At 38.3% G+C, this 20,396-nt stretch carries 20 protein-coding genes, 1 rRNA gene and 1 pseudogene; 19 read left to right on the top strand and 3 right to left on the bottom strand.

Annotated elements, in window-relative coordinates; translation table 11 throughout:
- The first annotated feature begins 27 nt into the window (after positions 1-27).
- The 13 genes from greA to IGK54_RS11220 all read left to right on the top strand — a co-directional run bounded on the left by greA (position 28) and on the right by IGK54_RS11220 (position 12,597).
- A complete protein-coding gene (greA, locus tag IGK54_RS11280) occupies positions 28-507 on the top strand; it encodes a transcription elongation factor GreA (RefSeq protein ID WP_002355133.1) in 480 nt (159 codons plus the stop codon).
- A 150-nt stretch (positions 508-657) separates the two neighbouring features.
- Complete coding sequence (gene liaF / locus IGK54_RS11275; protein ID WP_002381168.1) at positions 658-1,389, top strand: cell wall-active antibiotics response protein LiaF; 732 nt, start codon at positions 658-660, stop codon at positions 1,387-1,389.
- Positions 1,386-2,489, top strand: coding sequence for a sensor histidine kinase (locus IGK54_RS11270; RefSeq protein WP_002365182.1), 1,104 nt, complete (start codon positions 1,386-1,388; stop codon positions 2,487-2,489). The genes liaF and IGK54_RS11270 overlap by 4 nt, the downstream gene beginning before the upstream one ends.
- A complete protein-coding gene (locus IGK54_RS11265) occupies positions 2,464-3,096 on the top strand; it encodes a response regulator (RefSeq protein WP_002355137.1) in 633 nt (210 codons plus the stop codon). The genes IGK54_RS11270 and IGK54_RS11265 overlap by 26 nt, the downstream gene beginning before the upstream one ends.
- A 103-nt stretch (positions 3,097-3,199) precedes the next feature.
- Positions 3,200-3,865 carry a potassium channel family protein gene (locus tag IGK54_RS11260; protein ID WP_002355139.1) on the top strand — a complete coding sequence of 222 codons (666 nt, stop codon included), beginning with the start codon at positions 3,200-3,202 and terminating at the stop codon, positions 3,863-3,865.
- A 54-nt stretch (positions 3,866-3,919) separates the two neighbouring features.
- Complete coding sequence (locus IGK54_RS11255) at positions 3,920-4,249, top strand: HesB/YadR/YfhF family protein (RefSeq protein WP_002355140.1); 330 nt, start codon at positions 3,920-3,922, stop codon at positions 4,247-4,249.
- Positions 4,250-4,452: 203 nt separating this feature from the next.
- Entirely contained in the window at positions 4,453-5,391 is a 939-nt protein-coding gene (locus tag IGK54_RS11250) for a glycosyltransferase family 2 protein (protein ID WP_002373102.1), read from the top strand.
- A gap of 209 nt (positions 5,392-5,600) precedes the next feature.
- On the top strand, positions 5,601-6,671 hold the full coding sequence (locus IGK54_RS11245; protein ID WP_002355142.1) for an ABC transporter ATP-binding protein: 1,071 nt from the start codon (positions 5,601-5,603) through the stop codon (positions 6,669-6,671).
- Positions 6,671-7,546, top strand: coding sequence for a carbohydrate ABC transporter permease (locus IGK54_RS11240; RefSeq protein ID WP_002355143.1), 876 nt, complete (start codon positions 6,671-6,673; stop codon positions 7,544-7,546). The genes IGK54_RS11245 and IGK54_RS11240 overlap by 1 nt, the downstream gene beginning before the upstream one ends.
- Positions 7,547-7,550: 4 nt before the next feature.
- Complete coding sequence (locus IGK54_RS11235; RefSeq protein WP_002355144.1) at positions 7,551-8,369, top strand: carbohydrate ABC transporter permease; 819 nt, start codon at positions 7,551-7,553, stop codon at positions 8,367-8,369.
- Complete coding sequence (locus tag IGK54_RS11230; RefSeq protein WP_002359171.1) at positions 8,353-9,642, top strand: MBL fold metallo-hydrolase; 1,290 nt, start codon at positions 8,353-8,355, stop codon at positions 9,640-9,642. Before IGK54_RS11235 ends, IGK54_RS11230 begins: the two co-directional genes overlap by 17 nt.
- 23 nt (positions 9,643-9,665) lie before the next feature.
- A complete protein-coding gene (locus IGK54_RS11225) occupies positions 9,666-10,946 on the top strand; it encodes an extracellular solute-binding protein (RefSeq protein ID WP_010824159.1) in 1,281 nt (426 codons plus the stop codon).
- Positions 10,947-11,043: 97 nt separating this feature from the next.
- The gene (locus tag IGK54_RS11220) at positions 11,044-12,597 is read left to right on the top strand and encodes a bifunctional metallophosphatase/5'-nucleotidase (RefSeq protein ID WP_002407966.1); all 1,554 of its coding nucleotides are present in this window, start codon (positions 11,044-11,046) and stop codon (positions 12,595-12,597) included.
- Positions 12,598-12,662: 65 nt separating this feature from the next.
- Here IGK54_RS11220 and IGK54_RS11215 read toward each other — a convergent pair whose 3' ends face one another.
- On the bottom strand, positions 12,663-13,625 hold the full coding sequence (locus IGK54_RS11215) for a phosphoglycerate dehydrogenase (protein WP_002355148.1): 963 nt from the start codon (positions 13,623-13,625) through the stop codon (positions 12,663-12,665).
- Positions 13,626-13,773: 148 nt separating this feature from the next.
- Positions 13,774-14,784, bottom strand: coding sequence for an NAD(P)/FAD-dependent oxidoreductase (locus IGK54_RS11210; protein WP_002368301.1), 1,011 nt, complete (start codon positions 14,782-14,784; stop codon positions 13,774-13,776).
- A 204-nt stretch (positions 14,785-14,988) separates the two neighbouring features.
- On the opposite strand from IGK54_RS11210, the gene IGK54_RS11205 reads away from it, so the two are divergent.
- On the top strand, positions 14,989-15,579 hold the full coding sequence (locus IGK54_RS11205) for a peptidylprolyl isomerase (protein WP_002355150.1): 591 nt from the start codon (positions 14,989-14,991) through the stop codon (positions 15,577-15,579).
- A gap of 164 nt (positions 15,580-15,743) precedes the next feature.
- Positions 15,744-15,950: a DUF3955 domain-containing protein gene (locus IGK54_RS11200; protein ID WP_002355151.1), complete on the top strand. Its 207-nt coding sequence runs from the start codon at positions 15,744-15,746 to the stop codon at positions 15,948-15,950.
- A gap of 33 nt (positions 15,951-15,983) precedes the next feature.
- Here IGK54_RS11200 and IGK54_RS11195 read toward each other — a convergent pair whose 3' ends face one another.
- Positions 15,984-17,150, bottom strand: a complete 1,167-nt coding sequence (locus tag IGK54_RS11195) for a MalY/PatB family protein (RefSeq protein ID WP_010822123.1) — start codon at positions 17,148-17,150, stop codon at positions 15,984-15,986.
- Positions 17,151-17,333: 183 nt separating this feature from the next.
- Here IGK54_RS11195 and IGK54_RS11190 point away from each other — a divergent pair, with 183 nt between their 5' ends.
- The 4 genes and pseudogenes from IGK54_RS11190 to IGK54_RS11175 all read left to right on the top strand — a co-directional run bounded on the left by IGK54_RS11190 (position 17,334) and on the right by IGK54_RS11175 (position 20,364).
- Positions 17,334-17,702: a CvfD/Ygs/GSP13 family RNA-binding post-transcriptional regulator gene (locus IGK54_RS11190; protein ID WP_002365178.1), complete on the top strand. Its 369-nt coding sequence runs from the start codon at positions 17,334-17,336 to the stop codon at positions 17,700-17,702.
- 64 nt (positions 17,703-17,766) lie between these two features.
- A complete protein-coding gene (locus IGK54_RS11185) occupies positions 17,767-18,138 on the top strand; it encodes a hypothetical protein (RefSeq protein WP_002385270.1) in 372 nt (123 codons plus the stop codon).
- A pseudogene (locus IGK54_RS11180) lies at positions 18,122-18,370 on the top strand (hypothetical protein). Before IGK54_RS11185 ends, IGK54_RS11180 begins: the two are co-directional and overlap by 17 nt.
- A 433-nt stretch (positions 18,371-18,803) precedes the next feature.
- Positions 18,804-20,364, top strand: a 16S ribosomal RNA gene (locus IGK54_RS11175).
- Positions 20,365-20,396: the final 32 nt, after the last annotated feature.

Below are 20,396 nucleotides of genomic sequence, written 5' to 3'. Positions count from 1 at the left end.
ATCGTTAAGCGAAAAAGGAGAATTAACATGGTAGAAAAAGTATATCCAATGACTCTTGAAGGAAAAGAAAAATTAGAACAAGAGCTAGAAGAATTAAAAACAATTAAACGTAAAGAAATCGTAGAGCGTATTAAAATCGCTCGTAGCTTTGGGGATCTTTCAGAGAACTCAGAGTATGAATCAGCTAAAGATGAACAAGCTTTCGTTGAAGGACGTATTACAACGTTAGAAAATATGATTCGTTTTGCAGAAATCATCGATAATGATGGCGTGGACCAAGACGAAGTTTCCATCGGTAAAACAGTTACTTTCCAAGAATTGCCTGATGGAGAAGAAGAGGAATACACAATCGTAGGAAGTGCCGAAGCCGATCCATTTTCTGGTAAAATTTCTAACGATTCACCGATTGCGCAAGCCTTAATTGGTAAACAATTAGGCGACCAAGTGATTATTGCAACACCTGGTGGCGACATGACAGTTAAAATTACAAAAGTTGAAGCAAACTAAATAATTGAGTAGGGCAGGCAGCTTCCAAGGCCTGTCCTTTCGCAATCTATGACATTTAGGGCTAAAGTCCTATGGTAACCTAAGGCGCAAACCACTATGATTAAATAAAATAAACGAGTAAAATAAATGACATAGGGAGGAGGCAAATCTATGAATAATCCTTGGCGCTTTTTTATCGTCGCAGAAGCATTACTTTTTATTCTGGCGTTATGGCAAATTGTACATAATCCTGGATTAGCTGTTTTATTAACAATTGGCGTTTTACTTGTGGCCTATGTTTCCAGGAAAGCATCTAAAACACATTTTAACAACTTTCAATTCGTCCTCGGCGTTGTTTTTATTGTCATTGGTGCAATGAACAGCACGGCTGTTTGGTTTATGTTGATTTTTGGCGTACTCTTTATCGGCTTAAAAGGCTTTGAGATTTCAGGCGTGGATATAGCTGAGCGAGCACCTTGGCGTAAAAAACAAATGATTATGGTGGAGACGGCGGCAAAAGAACCTAAAAATGGCAAACGATTTAAACGCCGCTGGTTTGCCAACGAACGCATTGGTAACAATATCTATGAATGGGACGATATCAATATTGATTTAATCTCTGGGGACACCATTATTGATTTAGGTAATACGCTACTACCGAAAGAAGACAATATTATTATTATTCGTAAAGGTTTTGGCCGCACGCGAATTCTAGTGCCGTTAGGTGTAGCTATTTTGTTAGAACATTCAACTTTTTACGGAACGGTACGTTTTGAAGAAGAAAAATATCAATTGAAAAACGAATCATTAAAAATTTACAGCAATGATTATGATACCAATCTTCGTCGTTTGAAAATTATGACGAACACTTTAGTAGGAGATGTTGAGGTGATCCGTGTATGACCGATCGGATTTCAAGACGCATGATTTCATTATATGCGTCCCTTAGCACCTTTATTGTTATCTTAATTACATTGTTTTCATATTTTCATTCGATTAAACAAAACCGGTGGTTATTAGAGCTTCTTCAGAGAAAAGTCTTTTATCTACCACTAATTGTGCACATTGTTCTCATATCCTTACTAATAGGCTTATTGACCTTTTTACTGATTTCATTGGTTCAAAAAGGGCAATATGGACGGATTGAAGAAAAACTTCGGTTATTGGCCAACGGTAATTATGAAAGTCCAGTCTTAAACAAACCAACGACCAGTGAAAATCAAGATCATTATCTAACCGAAGTCGAACAAGATATTTGGTCGATTAAAAATAAATTATTAGAGATGTCTAAAGAATTGCAATTATTAAACAGTCGACCGCAATTAATGGATGGGCAAACAAAAGAAGAAATTTTAGAGAACGAGCGGCATCGTTTGGCGCGGGAGTTGCATGATTCAGTCAGTCAACAACTTTTTGCAGCCATGATGATGTTGTCTGCCTTAAATGAACAAGCACAACGAACAGAAACCCCTGAACCATATCGCAAACAACTAGCCATGGTGGCAGAAATCATTAATGCCTCTCAATCGGAAATGCGCGCGTTACTATTGCACTTGCGTCCTATCAGTCTAGAAGGAAAAAGTTTGCGTAAAGGTATTGAACAATTACTGAAAGAACTACAAACAAAAATTAAAATTGAATTGATTTGGGATGTTGAAGATGTTCATTTAAATAGCAGCATTGAGGATCATCTTTTCCGAATTGTGCAGGAATTACTTTCAAATACCTTAAGACATGCCAAAGCAAAGGAATTAGAGGTATACTTACACCAAGTCGATAAAAACGTGCTATTGCGTATTGTTGATGACGGTGTCGGCTTTGATATGAAGGAACAAAGTAATAAAGCCGGTAGTTATGGCTTAAATAATATCCGAGAACGTGTTGTCGGCATGGGCGGTACAGTTAAAATTATTAGTTTTAAAGGGCAGGGAACCAGCGTTGAAATTAAAGTTCCTGTCATAAAGGAGGAAACTGCAAGTGATCAAAGTAATGTTAGTGGATGACCATGAAATGGTCCGTTTAGGCGTTTCATCATATTTATCTATTCAAGAGGATATAGAAGTCGTAGGCGAAGCAGAAAATGGTAAGATTGGCTATGAAAAAGCATTGGAACTACGTCCAGATGTTATTTTGATGGATTTGGTAATGGAAGAAATGGACGGCATTGATTCAACAAAAGCGATCTTGAAAGATTGGCCAGAAGCCAAGATTATTATTGTGACGAGTTTTATTGATGATGAAAAAGTGTATCCGGCGATTGAAGCTGGTGCAGCGGGCTACCTATTAAAAACATCAACAGCACATGAGATTGCTGATGCAATTCGGGCGACTTATCGCGGAGAGCGTGTGTTGGAACCTGAAGTGACGCATAAGATGATGGAACGGTTAACAAAAAAACAAGAGCCGGTGTTGCACGAAGATTTGACAAACCGGGAACACGAAATTTTAATGTTGATTGCACAAGGTAAAAGTAATCAGGAAATAGCTGATGAACTCTTTATCACTTTGAAAACAGTTAAAACACATGTTTCAAACATTTTAGCAAAACTAGATGTGGATGATCGGACCCAAGCGGCGATTTATGCTTTTCAACATGGTTTAGCCAAATAAATATCAGATAAATCCATAAATAAATTCTAGGAAATCCTTCTAGGAATTTATTTATGGATTTGTTATACTAATTTTAACGAACAGACAGGAGCGGTCAGAAGAAATGAAACAAAATTTTGCAATTATTGGTTTAGGACGTTTTGGCGGCAGCATATGCCAAACTTTGGTGGAAGCTGGTCAAGAAGTTTTGGCCATTGACAGCAGTGAAGACCGTGTCAATGAATATATGAATATTGCAACGCATGCAGTGGTGGCTAACGCCCAAGATGAAATGACGTTGCGTTCTTTAGGGATTCGGAATTTTGATCACGTAGTGGTGGCAATTGGTGAAGATATTCAAGCGAGTATTTTAGTAACATTAATGGTTAAAGAGATGGGGGTTCCCAATGTCTTAGCCAAAGCAGTCAATGAATATCATGCCCGTGTCTTAGATAAAATTGGGGCAGACATGGTCGTTCACCCAGAGCGGGATATGGGCATTCGAATTGCTCACAAACTTGTTTCACGCAATATTTTAGATTATATTGAATTATCTAGCGAATTTTCATTAGCTGAGGTTCGGGTCACCAATCCTAAATTTTACAATAAAACCTTAGCAGAATTAAATTTCCGTCAGCGATTTGGTTTAACTGTGGTAGCGATCCGCCGCTCGAAAACAGAAGTAATTGCTTCGCCAGATGCTTCTGAAATTGTTCGAGAAAACGACAATTTATTAGTTATCGGTGATACCGCAGACGTTGATTTATTAGATGAAAAAATGAATGGCTAAGCACTTTATTCTCTAAAAGCACTGCGCTGTGCTACAATAAATGGCGACAGAGATGTGAAGGAGGAACAAAGAATGAAATTAGAAGTGACACCGAAAGCCCAACAATGGTTTAAAGAAGAAACCGGGGTTCAGCCTGAGACAGGCATTCGTTTTTTCGGAAAAATTTACGGAAAAACACCTGTTCATGATGGTTTTTCCATTGCGATGTCTGTAGAAGCGCCAGATGAGCCAATGATTAAAGAGAACCTAGATGGGATTACCTATTTTATTGAAGAAACAGATGATTGGTTCTTTAAAGGGTATGATTTGATTGTTGATTATGATGAAAAGAATGATGAACCGCGTTATCAATTTGAAGCAAACCAAGAAGATTTAACAAAATAATTTTAGTGCTAAACAAAAGAGGCTGAAGTAGTGCGTAGGACTATTTCTGTTGCTTTCGTTTAACCGCTAGTCAGCCTGAGAAAAAATCGTTTTGGATTTTTTCTCAGGTTCTTTCTATTTAAGTTATTTTTAGTTGGATATCGTTATTTAATAAGGCTATTATATGGTATAATGATAATTAACTGAAGTGTGGAGGAAATAAAATGTTATCAATTGTTGTCCCTTGTTATAATGAGGAAGCAGCGATTCCGCTGTTTTTTGAAGAAGTAGAAAAAATTAGCCAGCAACTGTCTCATTCAGTAGAATATATATTTGTGAATGATGGCTCAAAAGATAATACGTTAGCTGTTTTAAGACAGCTTTATCGCGAACATCCAGAGAAGGTCCGTTATCTTTCTTTTTCACGAAATTTTGGGAAAGAAGCGGGCTTATACGCTGGTTTAAAAGAAGCAACAGGTGACTTAGTGACAGTCATGGACGTTGATTTACAAGACCCGCCTGAGTTATTACCTCAAATGATTGAGATGATTGAAACCAGTACAGATTTAGATTGTGTTGGCACACGACGCATAACAAGAGACGGCGAACCGCCCATTCGTAGCTTTTTTGCTCGGATGTTCTATAAACTCATTAATCGAATTGCTGAGACAGAAATGGTGGATGGTGCCCGTGACTTTCGTGTTATGACCCGACAAATGGTCGATGCGATTTTAGAGTTATCTGAGTATAATCGTTTTTCAAAAGGGATCTTTAGCTGGGTCGGCTTTAAAACAGAATATATTGAATTTAAAAATCGAGAACGAATTGCTGGAGAAACCTCTTGGTCTTTCTGGAGTCTATTAAGTTATTCAATTGACGGGATTGTCAATTTTTCAGAGACACCATTGAATATTGCTTCATACGTTGGCGCCTTTTCGTGTATTGGTTCTGCACTAGCAATGTTAGTGATTATCTTTCGAACATTAGTTAATGGTGATCCAACAAGCGGCTGGCCTTCAATGGTTTGTATTGTACTTTTTGTAGGTGGTTTGCAACTATTATGTTTAGGAATTATTGGCAAATATATCGGCAAAATTTTCTTAGAAACGAAAAAAAGACCAATTTATATTGTAAAGGAATCAGAAAAAGATTCTAAAAAATAACCAAAAAAGCAGAGAAAAATTCTCTGCTTTTTTGTTATGCGTTAAAAAAAGTGTAAACAGGCTTTTCAGAAAAACAACATTTTTTACATAAAAAATACATTAACTTTACCTATTTTTATCTTAATGAAACAGCTTTGCTCTCGCGGTTGTAAGAAATAAATGTTAAAATCAAAAGGTATGCTATTAAATGTTTTTTTGGAGGTTGGGTCATGATAGAAGTTATCGACTTGAAAAAAGTATTCGATAATGGGTTTGAAGCGTTAAAATCGGTCAATTTTACGATTGAGCAAGGGGACTTGGTTTGTTTGTTAGGACCAAGTGGGTGTGGGAAATCCACAATTTTAAACTTAATTGCAGGTTTATTACATCCAAGTGATGGAGATATTCAGTTTCGACAGCAATCGGTTGTCAAAACAGCACCAAAAGATCGGAACATCGGGTTCGTTTTTCAAAACTATGCCTTATATCCACATATGACTGTTCTAGAAAACGTAATGTTTCCTTTGACGGTAGGAAGTAAGAAAGTTCCCAAGGCAGAGGCACAAGCTATTGCCGAAGAATATATGAAACTAACGAATATTGAAGAGTTAAGCCATAAAAAGCCAGGCACACTTTCTGGTGGTCAACAACAGCGTGTTGCGATTACCCGGGCGTTAGTTCAAAAACCAGATGTTTTATTATTAGATGAGCCTTTAAGTAACTTGGATGCACGTTTGCGTTTGAAAATTCGTGAAGAAATCCGCCGCTTGGTGAAAGAAGTAGGGATTACAACAATCTTTGTAACGCACGACCAAGAGGAAGCGCTATCAATCAGTGATAAAATTATTTTATTAAACGAAGGGGTTATTCAACAAAATGATGAACCTCAAAACCTTTACTTAGAACCAAATAACTTATTTGTTGCTCAGTTCATAGGTAACCCAATTATTAATTTATTGTCTGTTGAAGTGAAAGACGGCAAAATGTACCATGAAAGTTTTGAAATTCCGCTTGAGCGTTTTGAGCAAGCACGCTTTAAAATGCCAATGACTGATGGGAAATATACGTTTGCTTCTCGTCCAGAAGATGTGGTACCAACTGAAACAGGTCTCTTTACCACAACGACAGATTTAGTGGAATTGATTGGTCGAGAACGTATTTTACGATTTACATTAGGAAATGAACAAGTGAAATCAATTGTAAGTGTAGAAGAAGCGATTGAAGAAGGAGACACTTTATCTTTTGATTTTTCATATAAAAAAGTATTTATCTTTAACGAAGCGGGAGACCGGGTTTACTAATGAAAAAATACAATCCAGAAAATCAACCAAAAGCATGGCTCTTCCTTCTGCCATCATTAGGAATCATTTTACTGTTTAGCGTTTATCCACTGTTTCGTTCTTTGTGGATGAGTTTCCAAAAAGGTTCCTTAATTAACCAACGCTACGCTGGTTTAGAAAATTATCAACGTGTATTGAATGATCCAATCTTCTATAAAGCGTTAAAAAATACAGCGCTCTATGCATTTGCTGTGGTACCGATTGCCTTGATAATTTCCCTAGCAATTGCTTGGATTATCTTTGAAAAAGTTAAACATAAGAGTTTCTTTGAAACGATTTTCTTTATGCCCTATGTAACGAGTACGATTGCCATTGGGATTGTCTTCCGTTACTTCTTTAATGGCGATTATGGAATTGTCAATTACGTCTTAGGCTTTTTCGGCATTCCTTCTGTCAACTGGCTAGATAATGTTCAAATGAGTATGCCAACATTGATTATTTTTGGGGTTTGGACGAGTTTAGCATTTAATATTATTATTTTGTTGGCTGGACTGAGAAATATTGATGAAGAACACTTTAAAATAGCGAAAATGTTTGGCGCCTCAGACGGCGAAATTTTCCGACGTATTACGTTTCCGCAGCTAGTCCCGACCATTGCCTTTTTATTAACGGTCAATTTAATTGGCGCCTTTAAAGTTTATACACAAGTTTATGCTTTATTCGGTGGTCGTGCGGGGATTGCCAATAGTGCCACAACCGCAGTGTACTATATTTATGACAAATTCCACATTGCAGGACGTCCCGGAATTGCGATGGCCGCCACAGTGATTTTATTTGTGATTATTTTAGTGGTCACTTTCTTACAAAATAAACTCTTAAAGAAAGTGGGGCAATAAGCCAATGAAAAAAGTTTTAACGATTATCGCATTTGTTTTCTTAGGCATTTTAGCCGTTATTACGTTATTTCCGTTTGTCTATATGATTTTAGCTGGTTTAATGAGTTACTCTGAAGCGACCAGCATGCCGCCAACCATGTTTCCGAAACAACCACAATGGCAAAACTACACAGAGGTCTTTCAAAAAGCACCCTTTCTTCGGTATTTCTTGAACACAGTCTTTGTTTCAGGCGTTACAACGATTGCTACGGTAGTCACCGCCGTGTTAGCTTCATTCGCGTTAACGAGTTTGAAGTTCCGTTTTAAAAATGTGGTCATTGCTTTGATGATTTCGTTGTTAATGGTTCCATATGAATCTATTATTTTTACCAATTATCAAACGATTGCGCAATTAGGTTTGTTAAATACTTACAGCGCCTTAATTATTCCATTTTTAACTAGTATTTTTTATATTTACTATTTAAACGGGTATTTAAAAGGTATTCCTGATACTTTTTATAAGGCTGCCAAGATTGATGGCGCTAGTGATTTAGAATACATTTGGCGTATTTTAGTACCAATGTCAAAACCAGCGTTGGTAACAGTAGGGATTTTAACATTTATTTCTAGTTGGAATTCTTTCTTGTGGCCATTGTTGGTGACGAACGAGAAAAAATACCGTCTATTGAATAATGGACTATCGGCCTTTGCGACAGAGAGCGGTAGTGACGTACATTTACAAATGGCTGCTGCAACATTAACCGTTATTCCAATTTTAATTATTTACTTGATTTTCAGAAAAGAAATTATCAGAGGAGTTGCAAAAAATGGAATCAAAGGCTAAAACAACTGTGACTTTTCACAGTGGCATTTTAACAATTGGAGGAACCGTGATTGAAGTGGCGTATAAAGATGCCCACATCTTCTTTGATTTTGGTACAGAATTTCGACCAGAATTAGATTTGCCTGATGATCACATTGAAACCTTAATTAATAATCGTTTAGTGCCAGAATTAAAAGACTTATATGATCCACGTTTAGGTTATGAATATCATGGTGCAGAAGACAAAGAGTATCAACACACCGCTGTTTTCTTATCTCATGCCCATTTAGATCATTCGCGCATGATTAATTATTTAGACCCAGCTGTTCCGTTGTACACATTAAAAGAAACGAAAATGATTCTAAATAGTTTAAATCGCAAAGGTGATTTTTTGATTCCATCACCGTTTGAAGAAAAGAATTTTACCCGAGAAATGATTGGTCTTAATAAAAACGATGTGATTAAAGTTGGCGAAATTTCAGTGGAAATCGTACCTGTTGATCATGATGCGTACGGTGCTTCGGCATTACTGATTCGCACGCCTGACCATTTCATCACATACACAGGTGATTTGCGCTTACATGGCCATAATCGTGAAGAGACTTTAGCTTTTTGTGAAAAAGCCAAACATACTGAATTATTAATGATGGAAGGCGTAAGCATTAGCTTCCCAGAACGTGAACCAGATCCAGCCCAAATAGCGGTTGTCAGTGAAGAAGATCTTGTTCAGCACTTGGTTCGTTTAGAACTAGAAAACCCGAATCGACAAATTACCTTTAATGGTTATCCAGCAAACGTGGAACGTTTTGCTAAGATTATTGAAAAGTCACCACGTACAGTCGTTTTAGAAGCAAATATGGCTGCGTTGTTACTTGAAGTATTTGGAATAGAAGTTCGTTATTATTATGCTGAATCTGGTAAAATACCAGAATTGAATCCAGCGTTAGAAATCCCGTATGACACGTTACTAAAGGACAAAACAGACTATTTGTGGCAAGTTGTGAACCAGTTTGACAACCTCCAAGAAGGTAGTTTATACATTCACAGTGATGCACAACCGTTAGGGGACTTTGATCCACAGTATCGCGTGTTTTTAGATTTGTTGGCTAAAAAAGACATTACTTTTGTCCGCTTAGCTTGTTCAGGACATGCAATTCCAGAAGATCTGGATAAAATTATTGCATTGATTGAACCTCAAGTATTGGTTCCAATCCATACGTTAAAACCAGAAAAACTGGAAAACCCGTATGGTGAAAGAATATTGCCAGAACGTGGCGAGCAAATTGTTTTATAAATTTTTTTAAGGGAGAGAAAAAAATGAAGTTCAAAACTCTAGCAACAACAGTGTTAGCAACCGCAGCTATTTTCGCATTGGGGGCTTGTGGTAACGGTAATGGGGCCAAAGAATCAAACGATATTGTGAAAGAAGTGAAGGAAGATACGACAATCACTTTCTGGCATGCAATGAATGGGGTTCAAGAAGAAGCGTTAACAAAATTAACGAAAGACTTCATGAAAGAAAATCCAAAAATTAAAGTGGAATTACAAAATCAATCTGCTTACCCTGATTTACAAGCCAAAATCAATTCGACTTTAACTTCACCAAAAGATTTACCAACAATTACGCAAGCGTACCCAGGCTGGTTATGGAATGCTGCACAAGATGAAATGTTAGTGGACTTAAAACCATATATGGATGATGACACAATCGGCTGGAAAGATGCAGAACCAATTCGTGAGGTATTGTTAGATGGCGCCAAAATCGACGGCAAACAATACGGCATTCCATTTAATAAATCGACAGAAATGTTATTCTATAATGCTGATTTGTTGAAAGAATATGGTGTTGAAGTACCGAAAACATTAGAGGAATTAAAAGAAGCTTCTAAAACAATTTACGAAAAATCCAACAAAGAAGTCGTTGGTGCTGGTTTTGACTCGTTAAATAACTATTACGCAATTGGAATGAAAAACAAAGGCGTTGATTTTAATAAAGACTTAGATTTAACAAGCAAAGATTCACAAGAAGTCGTGGACTATTACCGTGATGGTATCGAAGCAGGTTACTTCCGCACAGCTGGTTCAGATAAATATTTATCTGGCCCATTTGCAAACAAAAAGGTAGCAATGTTTGTCGGTAGTATTGCTGGTGCTGGTTTTGTTCAAAAAGATGCTGAAGCTGGTGGCTATGAATACGGTGTTGCACCACGTCCTGAAAAAATCAACTTACAACAAGGAACAGATATTTATATGTTCGATAGTGCTACGCCAGAACAACGGACAGCGGCATTTGAATTCATGAAATTCTTAGCTACTCCTGATTCACAATTGTACTGGGCACAACAAACAGGTTATATGCCAATTTTAGAATCTGTTTTACACAGTGATGAGTACAAAAACTCTAAGACAACCAAAGTACCTGCACAACTTGAAAACGCAGTAAAAGATTTATTCGCTATCCCAGTAGAAGAGAATGCTGATTCAGCCTATAATGAAATGCGGACAATTATAGAAAGTATTTTTGCTTCATCAAATAAAGACACGAAAAAATTATTGAAAGATGCAACATCACAATTTGAACAAGCATGGAACCAATAATCAATAAATAAACAGACGTGGGAGGTTGGGATCTGAGTCGTTATGGCTCGTGTTCTAACCTTCCTGTTCTTTTGGGCGGAAGAAGGAGAGAAACAAAATGCAAATAAAAATTTTAGCAACAAGTGATATGCATGGGTATATTATGCCGACAAGTTATAGTGAAAAAAAGATGGATTTGCCTTTTGGAACCGCAAAAGCAGCAACCATGCTGAAAAAGTTACGTGCGTCTGCCGAAGGACCAGTTTTTCAAATTGAAAATGGGGATTTTATTCAAGGTTCGCCGCTTAGTTACTACGTAAGAAAAGCAGAAACACATTCAGTGGAAGCCATCACTAAAATCATTAATCAAATGAATTATGATGTTAGCATTTTAGGCAACCATGAATTTAATTACGGTTTAGATTATTTAAAGGAAACGATTGCCAGTTATCAACAGCCAGTTTTAGCTGCCAATATTCTTGGTAAAGATGGACAACCTTATTTCGGTCAGCCGTATGTCATCATAGAAAAACAAGGGGTTAAAGTAGCCATCCTTGGCGTGACGACTCAATATATCCCTCATTGGGAACAGCCGGCAACAGTCAAAGATTTAACGTTTAAAAGTGTCGTTGAAACAGCGGCAGAATACGTGCCAAAATTACGGGAAGAAGCGGACCTAGTTGTTGTTGCTTACCATGGCGGTTTTGAAAAAGATTTAGAAACAGGGGAACCCACGGAATTACTAACAGGAGAAAATGAAGGCTACGATTTATTGGAAAAAGTTCCTGGGATTGATGCCTTAGTCACTGGTCACCAACATCGAGAAATTGCTACAAAACTGAATGGAATACCTGTGATTCAACCAGGTTTTCGAGGAGCTTTCGTTGGAGAAATTACTTTAGAAATTGAACCTATGGCTAAAGGCTATCGCGTTATTGGAAGTGATGCAGCTATTCATCCTGTTGGAAACGAACAACCAGATGCAGAAGTTTTAGCTTTGACAACAGCGTTACATGACGAGGTAGAAGAGTGGCTTGACCAACCAGTGGGAAATGTGGAAGGGGATATGACGATTCAAAATCCGAATGCCGTACGCCTCAAAGAACATCCATATATAGAATTTATTAATAACGTCCAAATGGCTTCAAGCGGAACGGATATTTCAGGGACTGCACTTTTTAACAATGAAGGCAAAGGATTTAATAATCAAATTACGATGCGCGATATCATTACCAACTACATTTATCCAAATACTTTGGCTGTATTGCGTGTCACTGGACAAGACCTCCGTGAAGCGTTAGAACAAAGCGCTACTTATTTTGTGTTAGAAAAAGGCCAACCAATTTTTAACCCGAAATATGTCGATCCAAAACCACAATACTATAATTATGATATGTATGAAGGCATTGAGTATACGCTTGATTTAAGACAACCGTTTGGTGAAAGAGTGACGAAACTTAATTATCATGGCAAAGCAGTGCAAGCAGAAGATGTTTTGGAAATCGTGACAAATCAATACCGAGCAGTCGGTGGCGGAAACTATCAAATGTTCCAACCTGAAAAAATTATTCGAGAAATTCAAATTGACATGACGGAACTGATTGCAGAATATTTGAAAAAACATCCAATCATTCAAGCGTCGACAAATGATAACTTCAAGGTTATCTGGTAAAAAATAGCAAAAAAAAGCCTTCAACCATGCAATTACTTGAAAGATGGTTGAAGGCCTTTTTTGAGTTAATAGCCTTTTTTTAAGGAAACTTGGTTTTTGACGAGGGTCTGATCCGTCACAAATTGATTTAAGTTTGGAATAAAAATCGCCAGTAATTTTGATTTGAACTTCGGTGTCATGCCAGAAATATGAGGTGTTAATAAAACATTCTGCATCTCCCATAAAGGGCTATCTTCGGGAAGAGGTTCTTCTTCAAAGACATCTAAGGCAGCAAAAGCAATGGTTTTATTGTTTAAGGCAGTTATCAAATCGTTCGTTGCTACTGAGGCGCCTCGACCAACATTTACGAAAATTGTTTCAGGAGCCATTTTTTCAAAAAGTGCCTGATTGTATAAATGTTTTGTTGTTTCAGTCAAAGGAAGAATGTTCACAACAATGGACATTTCATGGATAATTTTACTCATATTCTTCTGTGAATAGCATTCAATGAAGCCTTCCGTCACATGTCCAGAGGTATTCACGCCATAAACTTGAAGATTTAAACCTTTAGCAAATTTAGCTAATTGTTGTCCGATTTGCCCGGTGCCTACGATTAACATTTTTTGCCCAGAAAGTTGTTGATAGGAAGGGGCTGTTTGATTCCATGTGTGTTGCATTTGTTGTTGGATACTTTCTTGCAGTCCGCGGGTATGTGCTAATAAAACGCCTAAAACATGTTCTGAGATAGAAACACTATGGATTCCGCTACCATTAGACAACAGAATGCCTTTTTCTCTTAATTTATCAAAATCCATATAATCAGCACCAGCAGAAATGAGCTGAATCCATTTTAGGTGACTAGTATCAGAGGCTAATAAACGCGGACCAATTTCTTTATGCCAGCCTAACATAATTTCGATGGCCTCTTCTTCAGCAGAGGATAAATGATCGGTAGATGTTTTAACTAGATAATTGGGCGCCACAGCTTTCACTTGTTCCAGTTGTTCTTCATTGAATACTTCATTTAAATAAATAATTGGTTGGTTCATCTTTCTTCCTCCTAGCACTTTTTATTGTATCAAAAATAAATTTAAAAGAGAAAAAGAAAGGCTTTTCAGTAAAGCAGAAAGCCAAGGACAAAAATCCGATTTAGATTTTTGTCCTTGGCTTAAAAACTGCTAAAGTCCAGTGCTAACCTTATTTAGGTACGCCGTTTTCAAATAAACTTGTACTATGAACTGGTTGACGTCGAGCATCGGGCCGTAAGTAATGTAAAGCATTATTTACGGCAGTAGGTGCCTCACCAAAGCCTGTAGCGATTAATTTCACTTTTCCCTCATAGGAACAGATATCCCCTACAGCGTATACACCAGGAATGTTAGTTGACATATCGGAATGAACATTAATAGCATTTCTAGAAACGTCTAATCCCCATTCTTTGAGGTGTGTTAAAGAAGAAGTGAAGCCATAATTGATAATTAAATCATCCAGAGGGAGATCCAATGTTTGGTCACCTTTTGTCTCCGTTAATTGGATGCCTGTGAACGTTTCATTTTCCTTTAAAATATCACTAATGATATAAGGAGTTCTGATAGAAACGCTAGATTTTTCCAGTTGTTCCACGCTATGTTCATGGCCGCGAAATTGTGGGCGACGATGGATAATAGATACTTCTTCTGCAACGTTTTCTAGCATTAAAGCCCAGTCAATTGCGGAATCGCCGCCACCAGCAATCGCAACTTTTTTGCCAGCGAATTTTTTCATGTCAGTCACATAATAATGGATTGACTCACCTTCAAAGGCTTCAACATTTTCGATAGCTAAACGTCGAGGTTGGAAAGCGCCGTTACCAATCGCAAAGATAACCGTTTTAGAATAATGTGTGCCTTTAGTTGTGTCTAAGCGCAAAAGTCCATCTGCTTCCTGTGCAAGGTGTGTGACCTCTTCTTCCAAACAAACATCGTGCTGAAATGGCTGCATCTGTTTTTCCAAATTGGCAATTAACTCACCGGCTTTAATAGCAGGGAATCCAGGAATATCATAAATATATTTTTCGGGATACAGCATTGTTAGCTGACCACCTAATTGCGGCAGGCTATCAATGATTTTCGTTTTCGCTTTACGAATTCCCGCATAAAAAGCGGCAAATAATCCAACAGGACCGCCGCCGATAATCGTTAAATCATAAATATCTTTTTCATCAGACATTTGAAAATTCCTCCTAATTCATTTAGGGTTGAGACAACTATTGATCGTTTTGCGAACACTTCACAAAATAGCACGGCTTTTCGAAAAAAGCAAGTTTGGCTAACGAATCAAAGCATTCTTTAATCATTGGAAAAAGATCATAGCAATTTTCAGCATTTTTCGATATGATGGAACTATAAAATAATTATCTAGGAGGACATTCTCATGTCACAATTTCCACAATTAGATTTAGAAAATGCTAAAGGCCCAAAAGCGGTCATTAAAACAAACCGCGGCGACATCACTGTTCAATTATTCCCAGAACAAGCGCCTAAAACGGTTAAAAATTTTGTTGAATTAGCGAAAAAGGGCTACTATGATGGCGTTATTTTCCATCGTGTGATTCCTGATTTTATGATTCAAGGCGGTGACCCAACCGGAACAGGAATGGGCGGCGAAAGTATTTATGGAGAAGCATTTGAGGATGAATTTTCTCGGGATGTTTTCAATTTGCGTGGCGCATTGTCAATGGCAAATGCTGGTCCTAACACAAATGGCAGCCAATTCTTTGTTGTTACTAATCAAAATGTTCCAGCTCAAATGATGAGTCAGTTAGAAGACGCTGGTTTTCCAGAAGAAATTATTGAAGCTTACAAACAAGGCGGAACACCTTGGTTAGACTTCCGTCATACTGTTTTTGGTCATGTTGTGGATGGTATGGATGTAGTGGATGAAATTGGTGGAGTCCAACGGGATGCCCAAGACCGTCCAACATTTGACGTCGTGATGGACACAGTTGAAATCATTGGTGAATAAATTTAACCAATTGAAAAAGAGAGTATCAACGAGGGACAAATTCGTTGGTACTCTTTATTTTTTTCTTAAAACGACTAACTTTTTTTTAAAAGCATCCAAATCGCTTCTTTTAATGAAGTCTTTATAGGATACTGAGTTAAAGAATAGAAGGAGAGGAAGCAAATTTGTTAGAAAAATACAGATATCCAATGGCCTTGGCTTTGTTTGCAGTGATACTCCCATTTATAGGAACGTTTTTTACGTATGTAGATCAGCAAGGAATCGTTCATGAACCAGGATTTTATACAATCATAATTGGAGAAATTTTACTTCTATTTTCAGGTATCTGGTTCGTCAGAGTTTATTTAGCTAAACGCAAAAGAAAGAATTAAAAACAGCTGTCCTAAAAACTAGGACAGCTGTTTTTAATTAAAGGCTTTTTTGATACGTAAAAGGCCTTCTTCGAGAGTTTCTTTTGAACAAGCTAAGTTTAAACGCATGTGTTGAGAACCTTGGGGACCAAAACTAATTCCTGGATTTAGAACCACTTTCCCCTTATGAATTAAGGTATCGCGAAGTTCCCGATCCGTTAGCGAATAAGAACTAAAGTCTAACCATAAAAGATAGGTTCCTTCAGGCTCCATTACACGAACGCTAGGCATCTCTTCACGGAAAAAAGAAAGGGCAAAATCAATATTTTCTTTTAAATAATCCAGTAACGCCGTTAGCCATTCTTCCCCTGTTTGATAGGCAGCTGCCGTTCCAACGTAGCCAAAAGTATTGATGCCGCCTTGATGATTTTTGTCTTGTAAAGATACGAAAGATTGCCGTAGTTTTTCATTAGGAATGAACAGCATTGAATTTTTGATCCCCGCTAAATTAAAGGTTTTCGTTGCTGCGGTTAAGGTAACAGTGAATTCCTTAAATGCTTCATCAGCGACAGTGAAGGAAGTGAAGGTATGCGGTTTGAAAATCAAATCCTGATGAATTTCATCGCTAACCACAGTTACTTGGTGTTTTTGGCATAAACGGCCAATTGCTAGCAATTCTTCTTTTGTCCAAACACGTCCACCAGGATTATGGGGATTACAAAAAAGTAACAGTTTCACCTTTTCTTCGATTATCTGTTGTTCCATTTTAACCAAATCAACCTCATAATGTCCGTTAACTTCTAGCAAAGAATGGCGCACAAGTCTACGCTCATTTTGTTTTACCACATCTGCAAAAGGGGGGTAGACTGGATCACAAATCATGACAGAATCAGCAGGTGCTGTATACGCTTGAACGGCTGTGGCCAAACTGGGTACCACGCCACTATTAAACAAAATTTCTTCTTTTTCAACAATCAATTGATGGTGTTGCCGTTGCCAATCTTGAATTGCTTGATACAGTTCATTAGGTGCAATCGCATATCCTAGAATGCCCTGTTCAATAACTTGTGACAAAGCATCAAGAATAGGCTGATGCACTTTGAAATCCATATCAGCAACCCATAAAGGTAGTAAATCTTTTTCGTGGTAACTCGTTTCAACGGTGTCCCATTTAACACAATTCGTGTGGCGACGCTCAATGGTTTCATTAAAATTAAACATAAGATAACTCCTTTTCTTCTATATAAAGTCTTACTTCCTATAGTATAGTAGATTTTGCTTAAAAGATGAAACAATAGTTTTAACAACTAGGGAAGAAATAATGCACAAACGTTGAAAAAATGCTATTATTTTAAATGAGTAGAAACGGAAAAAGAAATTTATCGTATGAAAAGAGGAAATTTGATGAAGTACAAAATTGGTATGGTACTTTCTGGCACAATTACCGGACTTCAACCATATGGCGCATTTGTTTCTTTAGACGAAGAAACACAAGGACTGATTCATGTTTCGGAAGTACAAGCTGGCTTTACCAAAAATATCCATGGACTCTTAACCGTTGGACAAAAAGTAACCGTTCAAGTTATTGATGTTGATGAATATTCTCAAAAGATTAGCTTATCTTTACGGACCCTTGAAGACAAAGTTCATTCAGTGAACCATCGACGCAAAAAATATTTTACGGATAAGAATAAAAAAATTGGCTTTGCAACCTTAGACAAAGAACTTCCAGAATGGATTGATGAAGCAATGGATAAATTGCTTGAAAAATAATTCTGTATTTTTTCAGAAAGTGTGTTACAATTTCTTTTGTTAGTGAATCTAAAAATTAATTGAGGTGGATGTCGTGTCTAACAAAAAAGTCGCTGGAACAATCATACTGAACTTAAACGATGGTAGTAAAAAATTTTTGATGCATCCAATAGGTGAAGCGATTGAGTTTGCGATGGCAAAAGTTTCTGATGAGATGACGGGTTTAGCTAGTATGCTACAATGGTTCAAAGAAGAGGTTCAATTGGACGTTACTTCAATTAGCTTAGTAGAATTAACTAACGCGCATATCAATAAAGAAAATGTTCCGCTGTTTGTCTTCGAGATGGATGAACAAGCACTTAAAAATGAAATGGATAAAGACTATACATGGGTAGCACCTGCAGAATTAAAAACGATTTGGTCAAAATATCATATTGAAGGTGTCCCAATGTTTTAAACAAAAAAGAAAGAATCTGTCGATAATCGAACAGATTCTTTCTTTTTTTATGTTGGACGTAAAAAAGTTAATCGAACTATTTCAAATATATGATTCAAATTGTTCGATTTTTAGTAAGTAATTAAACTGTTTTGATAGACAATTAGGATTTAAAAAGTTTAAAAACGAAATAATTGAAAAGAATGAAAACAGATTGAAAACTTCTTTTAATTTTTTTGAAAAAAAGTGTTGACCAAACATCAAAATCTTGATATATTATTACATGTCGCAAGGCGAGTCACACAGCTGAGCGATTCAGAAATCAATAATTAAATAACAATTCTTGATTTCAAATCTCTCGAAAAAAGTTTGAAAAAACAACAAAAAAGTTGTTGACAAATAACAAACGAGATGATAAGATATAGAAGTTGTCACAACAGACAACAACAACCAAGCAAAACAACTTAAAAAAACTTTTTTAAAAAGTTCTTGACATTCAAACGAAAGTTTGTTATGATATAAAAGTTGCTGCGAGGTAACGTAGACCTTTGAAAACTGAACAAAGAATAGACGAACCAAATGTGTAGGGCGTCTTGATTCAATTCAAGACAACAAACATTTTTAACAAGCAAGCAATATGCTAGCAAACAAATTGAGCTTAACAATCGTAAGATTGTTCTAACTTTTATTATGAGAGTTTGATCCTGGCTCAGGACGAACGCTGGCGGCGTGCCTAATACATGCAAGTCGAACGCTTCTTTCCTCCCGAGTGCTTGCACTCAATTGGAAAGAGGAGTGGCGGACGGGTGAGTAACACGTGGGTAACCTACCCATCAGAGGGGGATAACACTTGGAAACAGGTGCTAATACCGCATAACAGTTTATGCCGCATGGCATAAGAGTGAAAGGCGCTTTCGGGTGTCGCTGATGGATGGACCCGCGGTGCATTAGCTAGTTGGTGAGGTAACGGCTCACCAAGGCCACGATGCATAGCCGACCTGAGAGGGTGATCGGCCACACTGGGACTGAGACACGGCCCAGACTCCTACGGGAGGCAGCAGTAGGGAATCTTCGGCAATGGACGAAAGTCTGACCGAGCAACGCCGCGTGAGTGAAGAAGGTTTTCGGATCGTAAAACTCTGTTGTTAGAGAAGAACAAGGACGTTAGTAACTGAACGTCCCCTGACGGTATCTAACCAGAAAGCCACGGCTAACTACGTGCCAGCAGCCGCGGTAATACGTAGGTGGCAAGCGTTGTCCGGATTTATTGGGCGTAAAGCGAGCGCAGGCGGTTTCTTAAGTCTGATGTGAAAGCCCCCGGCTCAACCGGGGAGGGTCATTGGAAACTGGGAGACTTGAGTGCAGAAGAGGAGAGTGGAATTCCATGTGTAGCGGTGAAATGCGTAGATATATGGAGGAACACCAGTGGCGAAGGCGGCTCTCTGGTCTGTAACTGACGCTGAGGCTCGAAAGCGTGGGGAGCAAACAGGATTAGATACCCTGGTAGTCCACGCCGTAAACGATGAGTGCTAAGTGTTGGAGGGTTTCCGCCCTTCAGTGCTGCAGCAAACGCATTAAGCACTCCGCCTGGGGAGTACGACCGCAAGGTTGAAACTCAAAGGAATTGACGGGGGCCCGCACAAGCGGTGGAGCATGTGGTTTAATTCGAAGCAACGCGAAGAACCTTACCAGGTCTTGACATCCTTTGACCACTCTAGAGATAGAGCTTTCCCTTCGGGGACAAAGTGACAGGTGGTGCATGGTTGTCGTCAGCTCGTGTCGTGAGATGTTGGGTTAAGTCCCGCAACGAGCGCAACCCTTATTGTTAGTTGCCATCATTTAGTTGGGCACTCTAGCGAGACTGCCGGTGACAAACCGGAGGAAGGTGGGGATGACGTCAAATCATCATGCCCCTTATGACCTGGGCTACACACGTGCTACAATGGGAAGTACAACGAGTCGCTAGACCGCGAGGTCATGCAAATCTCTTAAAGCTTCTCTCAGTTCGGATTGCAGGCTGCAACTCGCCTGCATGAAGCCGGAATCGCTAGTAATCGCGGATCAGCACGCCGCGGTGAATACGTTCCCGGGCCTTGTACACACCGCCCGTCACACCACGAGAGTTTGTAACACCCGAAGTCGGTGAGGTAACCTTTTTGGAGCCAGCCGCCTAAGGTGGGATAGATGATTGGGGTGAAGTCGTAACAAGGTAGCCGTATCGGAAGGTGCGGCTGGATCACCTCCTTTCTAAGGAATATTACGGAAATACACATTTCGTC

This window comes from Enterococcus sp. DIV2384, from assembly GCF_050534975.1.
In the GTDB taxonomy this organism is placed as follows: domain Bacteria; phylum Bacillota; class Bacilli; order Lactobacillales; family Enterococcaceae; genus Enterococcus; species Enterococcus faecalis.
Note: the sequence above shows the minus strand (reverse complement) of the source record. Positions and strands in the feature narration are given on the sequence as shown.

Excerpts from the sequence above, each read along its gene's own strand:
- greA (WP_002355133.1), top strand. The coding sequence starts at position 28 with ATGGTAGAAAAAGTATATCCAATGACTCTTGAAGGAAAAGAAAAATTA.
- liaF (WP_002381168.1), top strand. The coding sequence starts at position 658 with ATGAATAATCCTTGGCGCTTTTTTATCGTCGCAGAAGCATTACTTTTT.
- IGK54_RS11270 (WP_002365182.1), top strand. The coding sequence starts at position 1,386 with ATGACCGATCGGATTTCAAGACGCATGATTTCATTATATGCGTCCCTT.
- IGK54_RS11260 (WP_002355139.1), top strand. The coding sequence starts at position 3,200 with ATGAAACAAAATTTTGCAATTATTGGTTTAGGACGTTTTGGCGGCAGC.
- IGK54_RS11250 (WP_002373102.1), top strand. The coding sequence starts at position 4,453 with ATGTTATCAATTGTTGTCCCTTGTTATAATGAGGAAGCAGCGATTCCG.
- IGK54_RS11245 (WP_002355142.1), top strand. The coding sequence starts at position 5,601 with ATGATAGAAGTTATCGACTTGAAAAAAGTATTCGATAATGGGTTTGAA.
- IGK54_RS11240 (WP_002355143.1), top strand. The coding sequence starts at position 6,671 with ATGAAAAAATACAATCCAGAAAATCAACCAAAAGCATGGCTCTTCCTT.
- IGK54_RS11235 (WP_002355144.1), top strand. The coding sequence starts at position 7,551 with ATGAAAAAAGTTTTAACGATTATCGCATTTGTTTTCTTAGGCATTTTA.
- IGK54_RS11230 (WP_002359171.1), top strand. The coding sequence starts at position 8,353 with ATGGAATCAAAGGCTAAAACAACTGTGACTTTTCACAGTGGCATTTTA.
- IGK54_RS11225 (WP_010824159.1), top strand. The coding sequence starts at position 9,666 with ATGAAGTTCAAAACTCTAGCAACAACAGTGTTAGCAACCGCAGCTATT.
- IGK54_RS11220 (WP_002407966.1), top strand. The coding sequence starts at position 11,044 with ATGCAAATAAAAATTTTAGCAACAAGTGATATGCATGGGTATATTATG.
- IGK54_RS11215 (WP_002355148.1), bottom strand. The coding sequence starts at position 13,625 with ATGAACCAACCAATTATTTATTTAAATGAAGTATTCAATGAAGAACAA.
- IGK54_RS11210 (WP_002368301.1), bottom strand. The coding sequence starts at position 14,784 with ATGTCTGATGAAAAAGATATTTATGATTTAACGATTATCGGCGGCGGT.
- IGK54_RS11205 (WP_002355150.1), top strand. The coding sequence starts at position 14,989 with ATGTCACAATTTCCACAATTAGATTTAGAAAATGCTAAAGGCCCAAAA.
- IGK54_RS11195 (WP_010822123.1), bottom strand. The coding sequence starts at position 17,150 with ATGTTTAATTTTAATGAAACCATTGAGCGTCGCCACACGAATTGTGTT.
- IGK54_RS11190 (WP_002365178.1), top strand. The coding sequence starts at position 17,334 with ATGAAGTACAAAATTGGTATGGTACTTTCTGGCACAATTACCGGACTT.